The sequence below is a fragment of the Paraburkholderia pallida genome, from assembly GCF_004524855.1.
Lineage (GTDB): Bacteria > Pseudomonadota > Gammaproteobacteria > Burkholderiales > Burkholderiaceae > Paraburkholderia > Paraburkholderia oxyphila.
Map to the genome: position 1 here is coordinate 1,796,314 of NZ_CP038148.1, position 16,241 is coordinate 1,812,554.

The 16,241-nt window shown below is 64.2% G+C and carries 14 protein-coding genes; 11 read left to right on the forward strand and 3 right to left on the reverse strand.

Features of this window, described 5'->3' with window-relative positions; genetic code table 11:
• The first annotated feature begins 5 nt into the window (after window positions 1-5).
• The 4 genes from pstB (at window position 6) to phoR (ending at window position 3,786) form a co-directional block, all read left to right on the forward strand.
• Window positions 6-842: a phosphate ABC transporter ATP-binding protein PstB gene (pstB, locus tag E1956_RS08165; protein WP_028216034.1), complete on the forward strand. Its 837-nt coding sequence runs from the start codon at window positions 6-8 to the stop codon at window positions 840-842.
• Window positions 843-868: 26 nt separating this feature from the next.
• Window positions 869-1,573, forward strand: a complete 705-nt coding sequence (phoU, locus tag E1956_RS08170) for a phosphate signaling complex protein PhoU (protein WP_134748147.1) — start codon at window positions 869-871, stop codon at window positions 1,571-1,573.
• An 82-nt stretch (window positions 1,574-1,655) separates the two neighbouring features.
• Window positions 1,656-2,357, forward strand: coding sequence for a phosphate regulon transcriptional regulator PhoB (gene phoB / locus E1956_RS08175; RefSeq protein WP_027817258.1), 702 nt, complete (start codon window positions 1,656-1,658; stop codon window positions 2,355-2,357).
• 115 nt (window positions 2,358-2,472) lie between these two features.
• Window positions 2,473-3,786, forward strand: coding sequence for a phosphate regulon sensor histidine kinase PhoR (gene phoR / locus E1956_RS08180; protein ID WP_134748148.1), 1,314 nt, complete (start codon window positions 2,473-2,475; stop codon window positions 3,784-3,786).
• A 95-nt stretch (window positions 3,787-3,881) separates the two neighbouring features.
• Here phoR and ppk1 read toward each other — a convergent pair whose 3' ends face one another.
• On the reverse strand, window positions 3,882-5,945 hold the full coding sequence (ppk1, locus tag E1956_RS08185) for a polyphosphate kinase 1 (protein ID WP_134748149.1): 2,064 nt from the start codon (window positions 5,943-5,945) through the stop codon (window positions 3,882-3,884).
• Between the two features lie 238 nt (window positions 5,946-6,183).
• Here ppk1 and ppx point away from each other — a divergent pair, with 238 nt between their 5' ends.
• The 4 genes from ppx to E1956_RS08205 all read left to right on the forward strand — a co-directional run bounded on the left by ppx (window position 6,184) and on the right by E1956_RS08205 (window position 12,291).
• Window positions 6,184-7,776, forward strand: a complete 1,593-nt coding sequence (gene ppx, locus E1956_RS08190) for an exopolyphosphatase (protein WP_197732776.1) — start codon at window positions 6,184-6,186, stop codon at window positions 7,774-7,776.
• Between the two features lie 399 nt (window positions 7,777-8,175).
• Window positions 8,176-9,402: an SfnB family sulfur acquisition oxidoreductase gene (locus tag E1956_RS08195; RefSeq protein ID WP_134748151.1), complete on the forward strand. Its 1,227-nt coding sequence runs from the start codon at window positions 8,176-8,178 to the stop codon at window positions 9,400-9,402.
• A gap of 4 nt (window positions 9,403-9,406) precedes the next feature.
• Window positions 9,407-10,768, forward strand: coding sequence for an LLM class flavin-dependent oxidoreductase (locus tag E1956_RS08200; protein ID WP_134748152.1), 1,362 nt, complete (start codon window positions 9,407-9,409; stop codon window positions 10,766-10,768).
• A gap of 77 nt (window positions 10,769-10,845) precedes the next feature.
• Window positions 10,846-12,291, forward strand: coding sequence for an APC family permease (locus tag E1956_RS08205; RefSeq protein ID WP_134748153.1), 1,446 nt, complete (start codon window positions 10,846-10,848; stop codon window positions 12,289-12,291).
• A gap of 92 nt (window positions 12,292-12,383) precedes the next feature.
• Here the strand turns inward: E1956_RS08205 and E1956_RS08210 are convergent, their stop codons facing one another.
• Together E1956_RS08210 and sixA are read right to left on the reverse strand one after the other, a co-directional pair.
• Window positions 12,384-13,202, reverse strand: a complete 819-nt coding sequence (locus tag E1956_RS08210) for a GNAT family N-acetyltransferase (protein WP_134748154.1) — start codon at window positions 13,200-13,202, stop codon at window positions 12,384-12,386.
• A gap of 284 nt (window positions 13,203-13,486) precedes the next feature.
• A complete protein-coding gene (gene sixA / locus E1956_RS08215; protein WP_134748155.1) occupies window positions 13,487-13,951 on the reverse strand; it encodes a phosphohistidine phosphatase SixA in 465 nt (154 codons plus the stop codon).
• Between the two features lie 272 nt (window positions 13,952-14,223).
• Between sixA and E1956_RS08220 the strand changes: the two genes are divergently transcribed.
• From E1956_RS08220 to tmpB, 3 genes are all read left to right on the forward strand, one after another.
• On the forward strand, window positions 14,224-14,361 hold the full coding sequence (locus E1956_RS08220) for a LuxR C-terminal-related transcriptional regulator (RefSeq protein ID WP_167759984.1): 138 nt from the start codon (window positions 14,224-14,226) through the stop codon (window positions 14,359-14,361).
• A gap of 133 nt (window positions 14,362-14,494) precedes the next feature.
• A complete protein-coding gene (gene tmpA / locus E1956_RS08225) occupies window positions 14,495-15,637 on the forward strand; it encodes a 2-trimethylaminoethylphosphonate dioxygenase (protein WP_197732777.1) in 1,143 nt (380 codons plus the stop codon).
• Window positions 15,634-16,227 (forward strand): (R)-1-hydroxy-2-trimethylaminoethylphosphonate oxygenase, encoded by a 594-nt coding sequence (gene tmpB / locus E1956_RS08230; RefSeq protein WP_134748158.1) that lies wholly within the window; start codon window positions 15,634-15,636, stop codon window positions 16,225-16,227. The genes tmpA and tmpB overlap by 4 nt, the downstream gene beginning before the upstream one ends.
• Window positions 16,228-16,241: the final 14 nt, after the last annotated feature.

Here is a 16,241-nt window from a genome sequence, read left to right on the forward strand (position 1 = left end):
ATCCGATGAATATGGCAGAGAGTCACTTGAACACTACGGCCCCGTCGGGCTTCGACCCCGCCCAGGGCAACCGCAGCCCCTTGTCGGGCCCGCCGAAGATCGAAGTGAAGGACCTGAACTTCTTCTACGGCAAGTATCACGCGCTCAAGAACATCAACTTGCAGATTCCCGAAGGCAAGGTGACGGCGTTCATCGGCCCGTCTGGCTGCGGCAAGTCCACGCTCTTGCGCACGTTCAACAAGATGTACGCGCTCTATCCGGAGCAGCGCGCCGAAGGCGAAATCCTGATGGACGGCGAGAACCTGCTCACGACGCGGCGCGACATCTCGCTGTTGCGCGCGCGCATCGGCATGGTGTTCCAGAAGCCGACCCCGTTCCCGATGTCGATCTACGACAACATCGCGTTCGGCGTGAAGATGTTCGAGAAGCTCTCGCGCCCCGAGATGGACGACCGCGTGGAGTGGGCCCTCACCAAGGCCGCGCTCTGGAACGAGGTGAAGGACAAGCTCGGCCAGAGCGGCTACGGACTTTCGGGCGGCCAGCAGCAGCGTCTGTGCATTGCGCGCGGCATTGCGATCCGGCCTGAAGTGCTGCTGCTCGACGAGCCGTGCTCGGCGCTCGACCCGATCTCGACGGGCCGCATCGAAGAGCTGATCGCGGAACTGAAGAGCGATTACACGGTGGTGATCGTGACCCATAACATGCAACAGGCCGCGCGCTGCTCGGACTACACTGCGTACATGTATCTTGGCGAGCTGATCGAATTCGGCGACACCGAGAAGATCTTCATCAAGCCGGTCCGCAAGGAAACGGAAGACTACATCACCGGCCGCTTCGGCTGATCCGTCGCGCCGAGAAGGGGAAAAACATGTCCGACAAGCATCTGTCCAGCCAGTTCGATGCCGACCTGAACCTGATTTCGTCGAAGGTGCTCGAGATGGGCGGCCTCGTGGAATCGCAGATCATCACGGCGATGCAGGCCTTGAACGAGTTCGATGGCGAAGCCGCCGAGCGCGTGATCATTGCCGAAGACCGCCTCAATACGATGGAAGTCGAGATCGACGAGGAGTGCAGCAACATCATCGCGCTGCGCCAGCCGGCCGCGCGCGACCTGCGCCTCGTGCTCGCGATCTCGAAGACCATCACGAACCTCGAGCGTGCGGGCGACGAGGCCGAGAAGATCGCCAAGCGCACCAAGCGCCTGATGGAAGACGGCGCCTCGCGCAGCGTGAATATCGCCGAGATCAAGGTCTCGGGCGAGATGGCCGTCTCGATCCTGCGCCGCGCGCTCGACGCGTTCGCGCGTCTCGACACGGTGGCCGCCGCGCAGATCGTGCGCGACGACAAGGCCATCGACGAGGAATTCCGCGCGTTCGTGCGCAAGCTCGTGAGCTACATGATGGAAGATCCGCGCACGATTTCCGTGGGCCTCGACTATCTGTTCATCGCCAAGGCGATCGAGCGCATCGGGGACCACGCGAAGAACATCGCCGAATTCATCATCTACATCGTGAAGGGCACCGACGTGCGCCACAAGTCGCGCGACGCGCTCGAACGCGAAGCGCTGAGCTAAAGCGCGATTCAGGCGCGCATGGATGAACATACTCAAGCGCGCGTTTAACCGTATTAACAGGTCTTAAGGTCAAGAGGTGCCGATGCCCAGCAGCATACTCGTCATCGAAGATGAGCCCGCAATTTCCGAGCTGATTTCCGTGAATCTGCAGCACGCGGGTCATTGCCCGATCCGTGCCTACAACGCCGAGCAGGCCCAGAACCTGATCAGCGACGTGCTGCCCGATCTCATCCTGCTCGACTGGATGCTGCCGGGCAAGTCGGGGGTGAATTTCGCGCGCGATCTGCGTAACAACGAGCGCACGAAGCACATCCCGATCATCATGCTGACCGCGCGCGGCGACGAGCAGGACAAGGTGCTCGGCCTCGAGATCGGCGCCGACGACTACGTGACGAAGCCGTTTTCGCCCAAGGAATTGATGGCGCGCATCAAGGCGGTCCTGCGCCGCCGCGCGCCGCAGCTCACGGAAGATGTGGTCGCCATCAACGGGCTGAAGCTCGATCCGGCTACGCACCGCGTCGCCGCCCATGCGGAAGGCTCGGAGATCAAGCTCGATCTCGGCCCGACCGAGTTCCGGCTGCTGCACTTCTTCATGACGCACCCCGAGCGCGTGCATAGCCGCACGCAGTTGCTCGATCAGGTGTGGGGCGATCACGTGTTCGTGGAAGAGCGCACCGTGGACGTGCATATCAAGCGTCTGCGCGCCGCGCTCAAGCCCGCGGGGTGCGATGCTATGATCGAAACGGTGCGCGGCAGCGGCTACCGTCTCGCGAAGAGTGCCTGAAGCCCGCTTGTTTGAAGCACGGCAGTAACACGCTGGCGCGGCGTTATATGCGGCGCCGGCGCTCCGAATCCGCAGCGCCCCGGTCCGGACCGTCATTCTCTTCGATCGCTGGAACATGAACATCATCTGGGCGCGCGCCCTCGTATCGATCGTACTGCTCGCGCTCGTCTGCGCGGGTATCGGTGCGCTCGTCGGCGTCAAAATCGCACTGGCCGTCGCTGTGGTAGCGCTGATCGGCCAGATGCTCTTCAGCACCTTCCACAAGCAGCGCCTCTGGCGCCTGCTCGACGCACCCGTCTACGGCGAAGTGCCGAGCGCTCCCGGCATCTGGGGGGAAATCTATTACCGCCTGCACAAGCTCGCCAAGCGCTGGCACGCCCAGGTGCGCCAGGTGGAGCAGCAGCACTCGCGCTTCATCCAGGCCATCCAGGCGTCGCCCAACGGCGTGGCCATGCTCGACGACCACGACCAGATCGAGTGGTGCAACGCGATCTCCGAGGTGCATTTCGGCCTCGACGCGAAGCGCGACCTGCGCCAGCACATCACCCATCTGGTGCGTCAGCCCGACTTCGTGCGCTACCTCAATTCGCACGACTACAAGGACATGCTGATCATGCGCGGCATGGGGGCGAAGCGCCAGAACGTGATCTCCGTGCAGGTGTTTCCGTACGGCGAGAGCCGCAAGCTCGTGCTCTCGCAGGACATCACGGAACTCGAGCGCACCGACGCCATGCGGCGCGACTTCGTCGCCAACGTTTCGCACGAGCTGAAGACGCCGCTCACCGTGCTCTCGGGCTTTCTCGAGACGATGCGCGAGCTGCCGCTCTCCGAGGACGAGCGCGAACGCTACTTCGATCTGATGGAGCAGCAGGCGGCGCGCATGCGCCATATCGTGACCGACCTGCTCGTGCTGGCGAAGCTCGAAGGCGAGGCGCGCGAGCCCGACGATCAGATGATCGACATGCGGGCCGTGCTCGGCCACGTGCGCGAGGACGCGGAAAGCCTCTCGGGCGGCCATCATCGCATCACGGCGGAGTTCGACGACGGCTTGAGCGTGACTGGATCGGAGACCGAAATACTGAGCGCGCTCGGCAATCTCGCGACCAACGCGGTGCGCTACACGCCGGAGGGTGGCACGGTGCAGATGTCGTGGCGCCCGGAAGCCGGCCAGGCGGTGTTCTCGGTCACGGACAGCGGCTACGGCATTCCGGCGAGCGACATTCCGCGCCTCACCGAGCGCTTTTATCGTGTGGACCGCAGCCGCTCGCGCGACACGGGCGGCACGGGGCTCGGTCTCGCGATCGTCAAGCACGTGCTGCAACGCCATGACGCGGTGCTCGAAGTGAAGAGCGAGGAAGGGCGGGGCAGCACGTTTACGGTGCGCTTTCCGGCCGCGCGTACGACACGCCGGCAACCGGCGCCGGCGTGAGGCGCATGCGTCGCGTGTTGCGCGTTTTGCTCAGGCTTGCCGAATAAAAAATGCCGCTTCATCGAAGCGGCATTTTTGCATCTATCACCGAACCATCACGGACAGAACTTCGCCAGCAGGCTCATTTGCGCATTGCGCACGGACTTGCCGGCGCGCCGGCGGCGGTAATGGCCATCGCTCTGCATGAGCCACGCACACTGGTTGTCGCCGAGGAACGTCGAGAGGCCCTCGGCGATCACGCGGCGCTTCAGGCGCCGGTCGTGGATCGGGAACGCGACCTCGACGCGGCGGAACAGGTTGCGGTCCATCCAGTCGGCGCTCGACAGATAGACGTGTTCCGCGCCGCCCGCGTAGAAGTAGTAGATGCGGTGATGCTCGAGAAAGCGCCCGACGATCGAGCGCACCGTGATGTTGTCCGAGAGCCCCGGCACGCCAGGCTGCAGCGAGCACACGCCGCGGATGATCAGATCGATCTTCACCCCGGCCTGCGACGCTTCGTAAAGCTCGTCGATCACGGTGGGCTCGAGCAGCGCGTTCATCTTCGCGACGATGCGGGCCTTCTTGCCGGCGCGCGCGGCGTCGGCCTCGGCGCGGATCGCCTCGACCAGCTTCGGATGCAGCGTGAACGGCGACTGCCACGTCTCGTGCAGCTGCAGCTCGCCGCCGATGCCGGTGAGCTGCTGGAACACGTGGTGGACGTCCTCGCACATCTTCGGCTCGGAGGTCATGAGGCCGAAGTCGGTGTACAGGCGCGCCGTGCGCGGATGGTAGTTGCCGGTGCCAAGGTGCACGTAGCGGCGCAGCATCATGCGGCCGTTCACGGGCGTGCGGCGCACGATCAGCATCATCTTGGCGTGGCACTTGTGGCCCACCACGCCGTAGACCACGTGCGCGCCCACGGCTTCGAGCTGCGAGGCCCAGTTGATGTTGGTTTCTTCGTCGAAGCGCGCGAGCAGCTCCACCACCACGGTCACTTCCTTGCCGTTGCGCGCGGCCTGCATGAGCGCGTCCATCAGCGGCGAATCGGTGCCGGTGCGGTAGATGGTCTGCTTGATCGCGACTACGTTCGGGTCGTTGGCCGCCTGCAGCAGCAGCTCGAGCACGGGCTGGAAGCTTTCGTACGGATGATGCAGCAGCACGTCGCCCTGGTCGATCACGTCGAACATGTTGCTGTTCGCCGCGATGCGCTGCGGAATCGCGGGCACGTGCGGCACGAACTTGAGGTCGGGGCGGTCCACCATCTCGGGCAGCTGCATGAGGCGCACGAGATTCACGGGACCATCGACGTAATAGCAGTCCTTTTCATTCAAACCGCTTTCATCGAGCAGACGCTTGACGAGCGGCAGCGGCGTCTCCGCCGAGACTTCCAGGCGCACCGCGTTGCCCAGGTGGCGCGCGGGCAATTCGCCCTGCAGCGCCACGCGCAGGTTCGTGATTTCGTCTTCGTCGACGAACAGCTCGCTGTTGCGCGTGATGCGGAACTGATTGCAGCTGCGCACGATGAGGCGCGGGAACAGCTCGCCCACGAAGCGCTGCAAGAGCGAGCCGAGCAGCACGAAGCCGTGCTGGAAGCCCGAGAGCTCCTGCGGCATGCGCACGAGCCGCGGCAGCGCGCGCGGCGCCTGCACGATGCCCATCACTGCCTGGCGCCCGAAGGCGTCCTTGCCTTCGAGCTCGACCACGAAGTTCAGGCTCTTGTTGAGCACGCGCGGGAACGGGTGCGCGGGGTCCAGCCCGATAGGCGTGAGCACGGGCAGCAGCTCGTCGAGGAAATACTTGCGCGCCCATGCGGTCTGGGCCTCGTTCCAGGCATCGGTGCCGTGAAAGTAGATGCCTTCCTGTTCGAGCGCCGGCAGCACGGTGTCGTGCAGCATGGCGTACTGGCGGTGCACGAGGCGCTGCGCGCGCTCGACCACGAGATCGTAAACATGCTGCAGCGACATGCCGTCGGGCGAGAGCGAGCCCGGGTTGTCGCGCATCTGCTCCTGCAGCCCGGCCATGCGGACTTCGAAGAATTCGTCGAGATTGCTGCTGGTGATGCAGATGAAGCGCAGGCGCTCCAGCAAGGGAACGGCGGGGTCGGCGGCCTGTGCAAGCACACGCTCGTTGAATCCCAGGATGCCCAGTTCGCGATTAAGAAGGGGATAGCGGATGGACATGGGTGTTGAAAGCGTAATTCCAGGGGGTGATTCGAACGGACGCTCGGAAAGTCTCACAGTTTTGTGACTTTATTATGAAAAATGGTGTGTCATAAATTTTACGTCCCATTTTCACGTATTCGACACTTCGCGTGGGAAAGATGCAGGGTGGGTCAGGGCGTCCCGAGCGGGGGCTTGCCGCTCTCTACTGGCCGCAACTGACGCGAGGAGCGACATGGAGAAGTCGGGTACGCTTAAAATGGCATATTTGGACAGCGCGGCGGCCGCCCAGCGAGACCGGATGGCCGCGTTCGCACGCATGGAGCCTGCCCCCTCGATGGTCACCAATCCGCAACTGCTTGCCGCAGTCGATCTCGGTTCGAACAGCTTTCGTCTGATTGTCGGCCGGGTCGAAGAAACCGATGCCGGCAGCCAGATCTATCCTGTCGATGCCCTGCGCGAGCCCGTGCGCCTCGCCGCCGGCCTCTCGAAGGAGAAGATGCTCGACCGCGCCTCGCAGGTGCGCGGCTGGGACGCGCTCAAGCGCTTCGGCGAGCGCCTGCGCGATTTCCACCCCGATCACGTGCGCGCCGTGGCCACCAACACGCTGCGCGTGGCCAAGAATGCGCGCGAATTCCTCGTCGAGGCGGAAAAAGCGCTCGGTTTCCCGATCGAAGTGATCGCGGGCCGCGAAGAGGCGCGCCTGATCTACGCGGGCGCCGCCCATTCGGTGCCGGCGAGCGCGGGCAAGCGCTTCGTGGTGGACATCGGCGGTGGCTCGACCGAGTTCATCATCGGCGCGCACTACACGCCGATCCGCATGGAAAGCCTCTATATCGGCTGCGTGAGCCATAGCCGCCAGTTCTTCCCGGCCGGCAATGTCGACGAGTACACGATGCGCCAGGCCGAGCTGGCCGCCACGCGCGAGATCCAGATCATTTCCGCCGACTATCGCAAGACCGGCTGGGACCAGGCGATCGGCTCTTCGGGCACGGCGCGTGCGCTGGCCGAGCTCGTCGAGGCCAACGGCTTCAACGACCCGGGCATTACGCACGGTATTTCGCGTGGCGGCCTCGAGCGCCTGAAGCGCGCGCTCATCAAGGCCGAGAACGTCAACCGCCTGAAGCTCGTCGCGCTCAAGCCCGACCGCATCCCGGTGCTCGCGGGCGGTCTCTCGATCATGATTGCGGTGTTCGAAGAGCTCGGCATCGATTACGTCGATACCACCGACGGCGCGCTGCGCCTGGGCGTGCTGTACGACCTGCTCGGCCGGTCGCAGCACGAGGACATGCGCACGGTGACCGTGGAAGGCTTCATGCGCCGCTATGGCGTGGACCGCGCGCAGGCCGGGCGCATCGGCGAGCTGGCGGTGAGCTTCTACGACCAGTTCGAGGAGCCCGACCAGGAGCGCCGCGAGGAAAACCGTATGTTCCTCGGCTGGGCGGCGTCGCTGCACGAGATCGGGCTCTCGATTTCGCACAGCGCGTATCACAAGCACTCGGCCTATATCGCCAGCAACGCCGACATGCCCGGCTTCTCGCGCACCGACCAGGCGCGGCTCGCCGCGCTCGTGCTCGGCCACGTGGGCAAGCTCGGCAAGCTCTCGCAGACGCGCGACGTGGAATGGCCGCTGCTGTTCTGCCTGCGCCTCGCGGGCCTCTTGAGCCGCCGCCGCGCCGACATCGGCCTGCCGCAGATCAAGGTGGTGCAGGAAGGCAACGGCTACGAAGTGCTGCTGCCCAATGCGTGGGTGCAGAACAATCCGCTGACCGATTACAACCTCGTCCAGGAAGCGGCGGAATGGGGCAAGGTTGGGATTCCGTATCGCGTGGTCTACACCGACGAAGCGTGAGCATTGGCCTCACTCGGCCGGACGCGGCGATGTGAAACCTGCATCGTCCGGCCTGGCGGCTGCGCCCGACAAAAGTAAAACAAAACCGGCGCGCATCCGCAAAAAATAAATTTGCATAAGGATAGGAAGACTCGATGGTAGGGCTTGACGCCGCGGTTTTTTAAACTGGCGTCAGGCAACCATCGACGCACTGCTTGCCGCAACATCCACCGTTGCGGCGAAACCCGATCGCCTGGCGAATCTCTCGACGCAAAGACTCGAGAGCATTGCACCGTGGCAATCGCCACGGTTTCGAACCCGCGCATCGTCTCGTAACCGGCCCACGCATATGAAGTCCGATGGATTGCATATGCATGCGTCACATAATAAGCATTACTGATAATTCATCGAAGGGCGCCTATGAGCACTGAGAATCTCGAACCTATTGAGTCCGCGGACGAGCTGCGGACCGTACCGGTCATTGGCTCCGACGCCGAAGCCTTGAGCGTGGCCCGTGAAGTCGCCGTCAAGCTCAGGAACAACGCCGAGCTGCGCGATCGCGAGCGCATCCTGCCGCACGACGAAATCGAAATCTTTTCGTCGAGCGGGCTCTGGGCCATCACCGTGCCGAAGGCCTACGGCGGCGCCGAAGTCTCGAACGTGACGCTGGCCGAGGTCATTGCGATCGTGTCCGAAGCCGATCCGTCGATCGGGCAGATTCCGCAGAACCACTATTGCCTGATCGAAGATATCCGCCTCGAGGGGACCGAGGAGCAGAAGCGCTTTTTCTTCGACCTCGTGCTCAAGGGGGCGCGCTACGGCAACGCGTTCTCCGAGGCCGGCGGCAAGAACGTGCTCGACATCCAGACGCGGATTCGCCGCGACGGCGACAGCTTCGTCCTCAGCGGCCGCAAGTTCTACTCGACCGGCACGGCCTTCGCGCACTGGATTCCGGTGCTCGCGCTCGATGAGCAGGATCAGGCCGTGCTCGCCTTCGTGGAGAAGGGCGCGCCGGGCCTCACCGTCGTCGACGACTGGAGCGGTTTCGGCCAGCGCACGACGGCGAGCGGCACCGTGATCGCCGAGAACGTGCGCGTGCGTCCGTTCAATATCTTCCATACGCAGCGCTCGTACGACCGGCCGACGGTCGCTGGCCCGTTCGCGCAGATCACGACGGCGGCGATCGACCTCGGCATCGCGCGCGCCGCGTTTCAGGACACGATCGCGTTCGTGCAGCAGCAGGCGCGCCCGTGGATCGACAGCGGCGTCGAGCGCGCGGCCCAGGACCCGCTCACGATCGTGCAGATCGGCGACATTGCATGGCGCATTCGCGCCGCCGAAGCGCTGCTTGAACGCTCGGGACGTTTCGTCGACCGCGCGCGCCGTGAGCCGGGCGAGGACACCGTGGCGCAGGCGGCGATCGCCGTGGGCGAGGCGAAGATCGCGACCACCGAGATCGCGCTGCTCGCCGCGAGCAAGCTGTTCGAGCTGGGTGGCAGCAAGTCGACGCTGGCCAAATACAACTTCGACCGCCACTGGCGCAATGCGCGCGTGCACACGCTGCACGACCCGGTGCGCTGGAAGTATCACGCGATCGGCAACTACTACCTCAATGGCGTCAAGCCCGCGCGCCACTCGTGGAATTGACGCCATGAGCAAGGAGATCCGGCTCAACGCCTTCACGATCAACAGTCCGGGCCATTTGTCCCCGGGCCTGTGGCGGCATCCCGACGACCAGTCGCATCGCTACACCGACCTGCGCTACTGGATCGAGCTTGCCAGGACGCTCGAGCGCGGCCTCTTCGATGGCCTGTTCATCGCCGACGTGCTGGGCGTCTACGACGTCTACGGGCAAAGCGCCGACGCCGCCTTGCGCAGCGCCGCCCAGGTGCCGATCAACGATCCGCTGCAGCTCGTTTCGGCGATGGCCGCGACGACGCAGCATCTCGGTTTCGGCGTGACGGCTTCGGTGTCGTTCGAGCATCCGTATCCGTTCGCGCGGCGCCTTTCGACGGCCGATCATCTGAGCGGCGGACGCATTGGCTGGAACGTCGTGACCTCGTATCTGGAGAGCGGCGCGCGCAATCTCGGCCAGGCGGCGCAACTGACGCACGACAACCGCTACGAGCTGGCCGACGAGTATCTGGAGGTCTGCTACAAGCTCTGGGAGGGCAGTTGGGAAGCCGATGCCGTGAAGCGCGACGCGGAACGCGGGATCTACGTGAATCCGCAGCAGGTGCACGAGATCGGGCATCGCGGCAAGTTCTTCACGGTGCCGGGCTTTCACTTGAGCGAACCTTCGCCGCAACGCACACCGGTGCTCTATCAGGCTGGCGCCTCGTCGCGCGGCAGGCAGTTTGCGGCGCGCCACGGCGAATGCGTCTTCGTCGCCGCGCCGACGCGCGGCATCCTGCGCCGCCAGGTCGACGCGCTGCGCGCCGAAGTCGTGCGGCAGGGCCGCTCGGGCGGCGACATCCTGATCTTCAACCAGATCACCGTCGTGCTCGCGCAAAGCGACGCCGAGGCCCGCACGAAATTCGACGACTACCGCCGCCACATCAGCCGCGACGGGTCGCTTGCGCTGATGTCGGGCTGGACCGGCATCGACCTGGCCCGCTTCGATCCCGAGCAGACGCTCGAGCATGTCGACAGCAACGCGATCCAGTCGGCTGTCGAGGCGTTCACGACGGCCGATCCTGGCCGCACCTGGACCGTCAACGAGATCGCCGATTACTGCGGCATCGGCGGCGACGGTCCGGTATTCGTCGGCTCGCCCGGCACCGTGGCCGATGCGCTGCAGGCGTGGATCGACGAGACCGGCGCCGATGGCTTCAACATCGGCGCGGTCGTCAATCCCGGCAGTTTTGCCGATATCGCCGATCTGCTCGTGCCCGAACTTCAGCGGCGCGGCGTCTACAAGCGCGCGTATCGCGAGGGCACCCTGCGAGAGAAGCTGTTTGGCCAGCAGGCCGGACTCAAGGACTCGCATTACGGCACGCGCTTTCGCGTCTGAATTTCTCGTCCGAATTTTTCGTCTGTACGGCGCCTTTGAACACCGACTCAACGTCACCCCGACAAGGAACAGCAATCATGACGCTTGAAGCAACGAACCTGTCAGCCGAGCTGGCGCCCGACGCTTCGCGGCCGCTCGGGTTGCGCCGCAACTATCTGAACCTGCCCGAGCTGATCGCACAGTCGATCGGTCTCGTCGGCGTATCGGGCGGCATTGGCGTGTTGATTCCCGCCGTCTACGCGACGGCCGGCAACGGCACCTGGCTCGCCTATCTGTTCGCCATCGTGGCGCTGCTGTTCTCTTCGTGGAGCATCTCGATCTTCGCGCGCGATTCGGCCTCGCCGGGCGCCCTCTATGCCTATGTGTCGGCAGGCATCGGACCGATCTGGGGTGCGATCTGCGGCTGGTCGCTGCTGATTGCCTATGCGGTGGCCGCAGCCGGCATCCTGCAAGGCACCATCAACACGTTTGTGGTGCTGGGGCGCGAAGTGGGGCTGTTCGGCGGCGCGGTATCGCTTTCATTGACGCTCGCGCTGACCGTCGTCACCGCGTTCGCGGCGTGGTACATCACGTTTCGCGACATCCGCCTGTCCACGCGCTTCACGCTGCTCGTCGAACTCGCGACGCTGCTGCTGATCGCCGTCGTCGTCGTGGGGACGATCGCGTTCGCCGGACACCCGGTCGACCGCGCGCAGATCACGCTCGAGGGCGTCAAGCCGAGCCAGTTGCAACTGGGCATGGTGCTCGCGTTCTTCAGCTTCACGGGCTTCGAAAGCGCGACTGTGCTCGGCGCCGAAGCGAAGAATCCGTTCAAGGCGATTCCGCGCGCCGTGCTGATCAGTGTGGTTGGCCCGGCGATCTTCTTCGTGATTGGCGCCTATGGGCTCGTCAGCGCGTTTCAGGGCCAGACGCCGACGCTCGATCACGTCGATGGTCCGCTCGCCGTGCTCGCGCATCGGCTCGGCGCGGGATGGATCGGCGTGCTGATCGACCTGGGCGTGTCGCTGAGCTTCTTCGCCGCGTTCTTCTCGTCGATCAATGCGGCCGCGCGCATCATCTACACGTTCGGGCGCCAGGGCGTCCTGCACGCTTCGACGGGCCGGGCGCACGAGGTCAACGCCACGCCCCATGTCGCCGTCGCGCTGGTGGCGTTGGGCTCGCTCGTGACAGCGCTGATCTTCACGGCGCACGGCACGGCGCTGCTCGACTCGTATGGCTACCTGAGCTCGATCGCGACCTACGGCTGGCTGCTCGCCTATGTGCTCGTCGCCATTGGCGCGCCGCTGTACCTGCGCCGCCAGGGCAAGCTCAAGCCCGTGCACGTGCTGGTCAGCATCGTTGCCGTCGTGCTGCTCGCGATCCCGCTGGCGGGCAGCGTCTACCCGGTGCCGGACGGTGTCTATGCGCGCCTGCCGTATGTGTTTCTCGCGCTGCTTGCACTCGGGCTCGCCTGGTTCTTCGTGCTGCGCGTGCGTTACCCCGAACGCCTGCGTGAACTCGAAGACGATCTGCTGGCGAAGTAACGCTGCGCTTGCAGTGCCTTGCATAGGGTCGGTCAGGACGACTGACCGACCCTATACCGATTTGTGCGTCGCTTCGCGCGTGCCCGGCAGGCTTAGCGCGCCGCGGTCTCGCCGAGGAAGTGGCGCGCGTAGCGTTCGTTGATGTCCGAAAGACGGAACAGCGTGAGGAAGTCGGCACAGTTGAAGTCAGGGTCCCAGGCCGGCGCGCCGCAGATCTTCGCGCCCAGGCGCAGATAGCCCTTGATGAGCGGCGGCGGCACGGCGGACGCGCCCGTGCGCAGTTCCTCGACGGGCAGCGGCGTGTGCGGGAACGCGCGGTATTCGGGCGCCGTGAGGGCATTCGCGCCGAGCGAGGCGTAGAGATTGGCGGCGTAGTGGCCGCCGTCGACCATTGCGACGCTCGCGCAGCCGAGCATCGTCTCGTAGCCGTTGTGCGTCATGTAGGCGCCGAGTCCGCCCCACAGGCACATGATGACCGCGCCGCTGCGGTAGTCGGGGTGCACGCAGGAGCGGCCGACCTCGACCATCTTGGGGCGCAGGTGCGCGAGGCGCGACACGTCGAATTCGCTTTCGGCGTAGAGGCGGCCGATGCGCGCGGCCTGGTGCGGCGGCAGCACGCGGTAGGTGCCGACGACCTTGAGCGTATCGAGGTCGCGCACGAGCAGGTGATCGCACCAGGTGTCGAAGGCGTCGACGTCGAGGCCCGCCGGGCCCGAGAGACGTGCGCCCATTTCCTCGGCGAACACACGGTAGCGCAGGCGCTGTGCCTCGCGCAGCTCTTCGTCGCTGCGAGCCCAGGCCACTTGCAGCCGATGCTGCGCGGTGACCGTTTCTTCGGCGCGCGGCAGATGCCGGTTCGACTCGAAGAGACTCGAGGCGAATGGCAGGGAGGGCGTCGGCAGATCTCGCATGGGGCGTCCTGGTCGGAAGTAAGAGAACTTTTCCGGCAATTTAGTAATACGCGGTTACGTTTCCATGAAAACGCAATGACGATTCAATGACGCGCTGTAAGGGGGACGGAGGCGAGGGCCGCTCGGGAGGCGTGCGACGGCGGTTTGCGCCGCGCCGGGCGGCGTGTGGGAGGCGGCGCGGCGGGAGCGTGAATGACTGTGGGGAGGGGGCGTTTATCGGCAAGTATCGGCGCAACGTGCTGGCACCAATATGCCGATGCGCGTCGATGCGCGCCGATACGGCTCTAGACGAGATCGGGCGTGATGGCGGCGAGCAGGACGGCTTCGCCGTCGCCGTTGCGCTCGCGGCTCTTGATCCAGAAGACGCCGGCTTTCTTTACGGCCCAGCTACGGCGGTCCTCTTCATTCGACAGCAGGCGCGCGGCCACTTCGCCAAGCGTCGGCTGATGGCCGACCACGAGCACCGTGGGCGCGATGCCTTCGGGCCAGCCGACGGCGGCGAGCACGTCTTCGACGCTCGCGTTGGGCGCGAGCTCGCGCACGACGCGGTACTGGTCGGTGAGCGCCTCGGCGGTCTGGATCGTGCGCGCGGCGGGGCTTGCGAGGATCACGGCGTCGTCGGGCAGGCGCGCGCGCAGCCAGCGCGCGACGTTCTGTGCCTGCTTGCGCCCGCGCGTGGTGAGCTGGCGGGCGAGATCGCTCGCGGCGATGTCTTCAGCTTCGGCGTGGCGCCAGAGGATCAGGTTCATATGGCGTCTCTCCAGGGGGTAAGGCGGAACTTTCTCATTGTAGGTTCCGCGTGGGGGCTGGAGGACGAGATTGGCCGTTATCGGCGCGCGCTTCAATGAAAAAGGGGTTATAAGCCATCGGCTCGTAACCCCTCGAATTTTGTGTGCCGCGATCGGCGCAGTGTCAGCTCAGTCAGATCAGGTCTGCTTTGGGCGTGAAGATATCTTTCTGTTGCAGGGGGCGCGCAGCAATGCCTGCGAAGCCATCGCCCGCGACATAGGTGATGCACGGGATGTCGATCGACGAGGCCGGCGAGGCGATGGGCATACGCCGCAACACGGTGCGCTCGCATCTGCGCTCGATCTTCTCGAAGCTCGGCATTACGCGCCAGTCGGAGTTGCTGCTGCTCGTGTTCCGCAGCTTGCTCTAGCGCGTTTGTTCGGGGGCTTGGCAAGGTGACCCATAAGGGATTTGAGGTCTAGTCATCCGTAATGGTTGCTTGTCGTTATGGCAGGAGCAGGATGAAATGTCGTCCGTGATTCAATCAATGCAAGGACGGCGTGGTGGAAGCAGCGAAAATTCTGGACGAAGGAAAAGCGGTTAGCCTCACTTTCCCGGGCGGTGTCGAGCAGCGCTTTCACGCGATCTGGTTGCGTGATAACGCCTGGGACGAGTCAACGCGTGCGCAAGGCAATGGACAGCGCCTGATTACCCTCGCGGAGATCTCACCGGAAACCCGCGTGGTTGCCGCCAGGACGAATGGACATAAGTTGCAGATCACGTTCGATCCAGGCGCGCACGAAGTCTCGTACGACATCGACTGGCTGGCCGAGCGTGCCTATGATGGCGTTCGCCCACGTGTGGCCGGGTGGACGGCGCCGGGAATCGAGACGTGGGACGCGGAACTGGGCGAGCGTGTTCCCTCGGCGGAGTTTGCAGCCGTTCGCGAGAACGATGCCGCGCTAGGCGATTGGCTGTCCGCGATTCACCGTTTTGGTTTTGCCAAGCTCGTGGGTGGTCCCGTGAGAAGTGGCGCGCTTCTCGAAGTTGTCGAGTGGTTCGGCTTCGTTCGCGAAACTAACTACGGCAAGATTTTCGAAGTTCGCACGGAAGTCAATCCAAACAATCTGGCGTTCACCGGGCTTGGCCTTCAGGCTCATACCGACAATCCCTATCGCGATCCTGTTCCTACCCTGCAGCTGCTCTATTGCCTCGAGAATTCCGCATCGGGTGGCGAGAACATGGTGGTCGACGGCTTTCGCGCCGCTCAGAGACTCAGGAACGAAGATCCGCGCGGCTTTGATCTGCTGACGCGCTACTGCGCGCGCTTTGAGTATATCGGTGGCACGGGCGTCTGCCTTCGATCGCGCCGCCCGATGATCGAGTTGATGCCCGACGGAGAACTCGTCGGCGTCAGATTCAACAACCGCTCGGCCAGTTCGATCGTCGACGTGCCTTATGACGATATGGACGACTACTATTCGGCTTACCGGCGACTTGGCGAACTGATCGATGCGCCGGATATGCAGGTGACCTTCAAGCTTCAGCCTGGAGAATGCTTCATCGTGGACAACACGCGCGTTTTGCATGCTCGCAGAGGTTACTCGGGCGAGGGTTCACGCTGGCTTCAGGGGTGCTATGCGGACAAGGACGGACTGCTTTCGAAGCTGGCGGTTCTCCAGATGCAAGGGGAGCATGCGCAATGAAACCAGCGATTGAGGCACAACTGAACAGGGATAACATCGTCGCGTTTCTCGGTGACATCTTCGCGCGCCGCGGCGGCGAGGAATACCTTGGCGAGGGCGTTACGATGGCCGAACATATGCTGCAAGCGGCCTTCCTTGCGGAGCAGCGCGGCGAGAGCGACACGATTATTGTCGCGGCGCTCCTGCACGATATCGGTCACTTTGTGGGTGAGTTCGGTGCATTTTCAATGAGTGACACGCACGACAGGTATCACGAACAGGCGGGCGCCCAGGCACTCCAGCATTGCTTTCCGCGAGTCATTACGGACTGCGTTAGCCTGCATGTCGCTGCGAAACGCTATCTTTGCGCAGTCGATCCGAACTATTTTGACAAATTGTCGCCTGCGTCCGTGCATTCGCTCCGACTCCAGGGCGGTGCGATGAACGCCGCGGAGGTCGCCGAATTCAGTCAACGTCCCCATCTCCAGGATGCACTTACGGTTCGCCTTCTGGATGATGCGGCGAAGTCCCCGGGCCTGCGCACGCCGGACTTCGCGCATTACGCGCCATTGATCGAAAGCATCGTTAGCGCCCATTGTGGAAACGCTTGAGTCTGATTTGGCGG

What these genes read in the sequence shown, in the direction of transcription:
- pstB (WP_028216034.1), top strand. Translation starts at nt 6, where the DNA reads ATGAATATGGCAGAGAGTCACTTGAACACTACGGCCCCGTCGGGCTTC.
- E1956_RS08200 (WP_134748152.1), top strand. Translation starts at nt 9,407, where the DNA reads ATGAGCAAGGAGATCCGGCTCAACGCCTTCACGATCAACAGTCCGGGC.
- E1956_RS08195 (WP_134748151.1), top strand. Translation starts at nt 8,176, where the DNA reads ATGAGCACTGAGAATCTCGAACCTATTGAGTCCGCGGACGAGCTGCGG.
- phoB (WP_027817258.1), top strand. Translation starts at nt 1,656, where the DNA reads ATGCCCAGCAGCATACTCGTCATCGAAGATGAGCCCGCAATTTCCGAG.
- ppk1 (WP_134748149.1), bottom strand. Translation starts at nt 5,945, where the DNA reads ATGTCCATCCGCTATCCCCTTCTTAATCGCGAACTGGGCATCCTGGGA.
- E1956_RS08220 (WP_167759984.1), top strand. Translation starts at nt 14,224, where the DNA reads ATGTCGATCGACGAGGCCGGCGAGGCGATGGGCATACGCCGCAACACG.
- E1956_RS08205 (WP_134748153.1), top strand. Translation starts at nt 10,846, where the DNA reads ATGACGCTTGAAGCAACGAACCTGTCAGCCGAGCTGGCGCCCGACGCT.
- tmpB (WP_134748158.1), top strand. Translation starts at nt 15,634, where the DNA reads ATGAAACCAGCGATTGAGGCACAACTGAACAGGGATAACATCGTCGCG.
- ppx (WP_197732776.1), top strand. Translation starts at nt 6,184, where the DNA reads ATGGCATATTTGGACAGCGCGGCGGCCGCCCAGCGAGACCGGATGGCC.
- phoU (WP_134748147.1), top strand. Translation starts at nt 869, where the DNA reads ATGTCCGACAAGCATCTGTCCAGCCAGTTCGATGCCGACCTGAACCTG.
- sixA (WP_134748155.1), bottom strand. Translation starts at nt 13,951, where the DNA reads ATGAACCTGATCCTCTGGCGCCACGCCGAAGCTGAAGACATCGCCGCG.
- phoR (WP_134748148.1), top strand. Translation starts at nt 2,473, where the DNA reads ATGAACATCATCTGGGCGCGCGCCCTCGTATCGATCGTACTGCTCGCG.
- E1956_RS08210 (WP_134748154.1), bottom strand. Translation starts at nt 13,202, where the DNA reads ATGCGAGATCTGCCGACGCCCTCCCTGCCATTCGCCTCGAGTCTCTTC.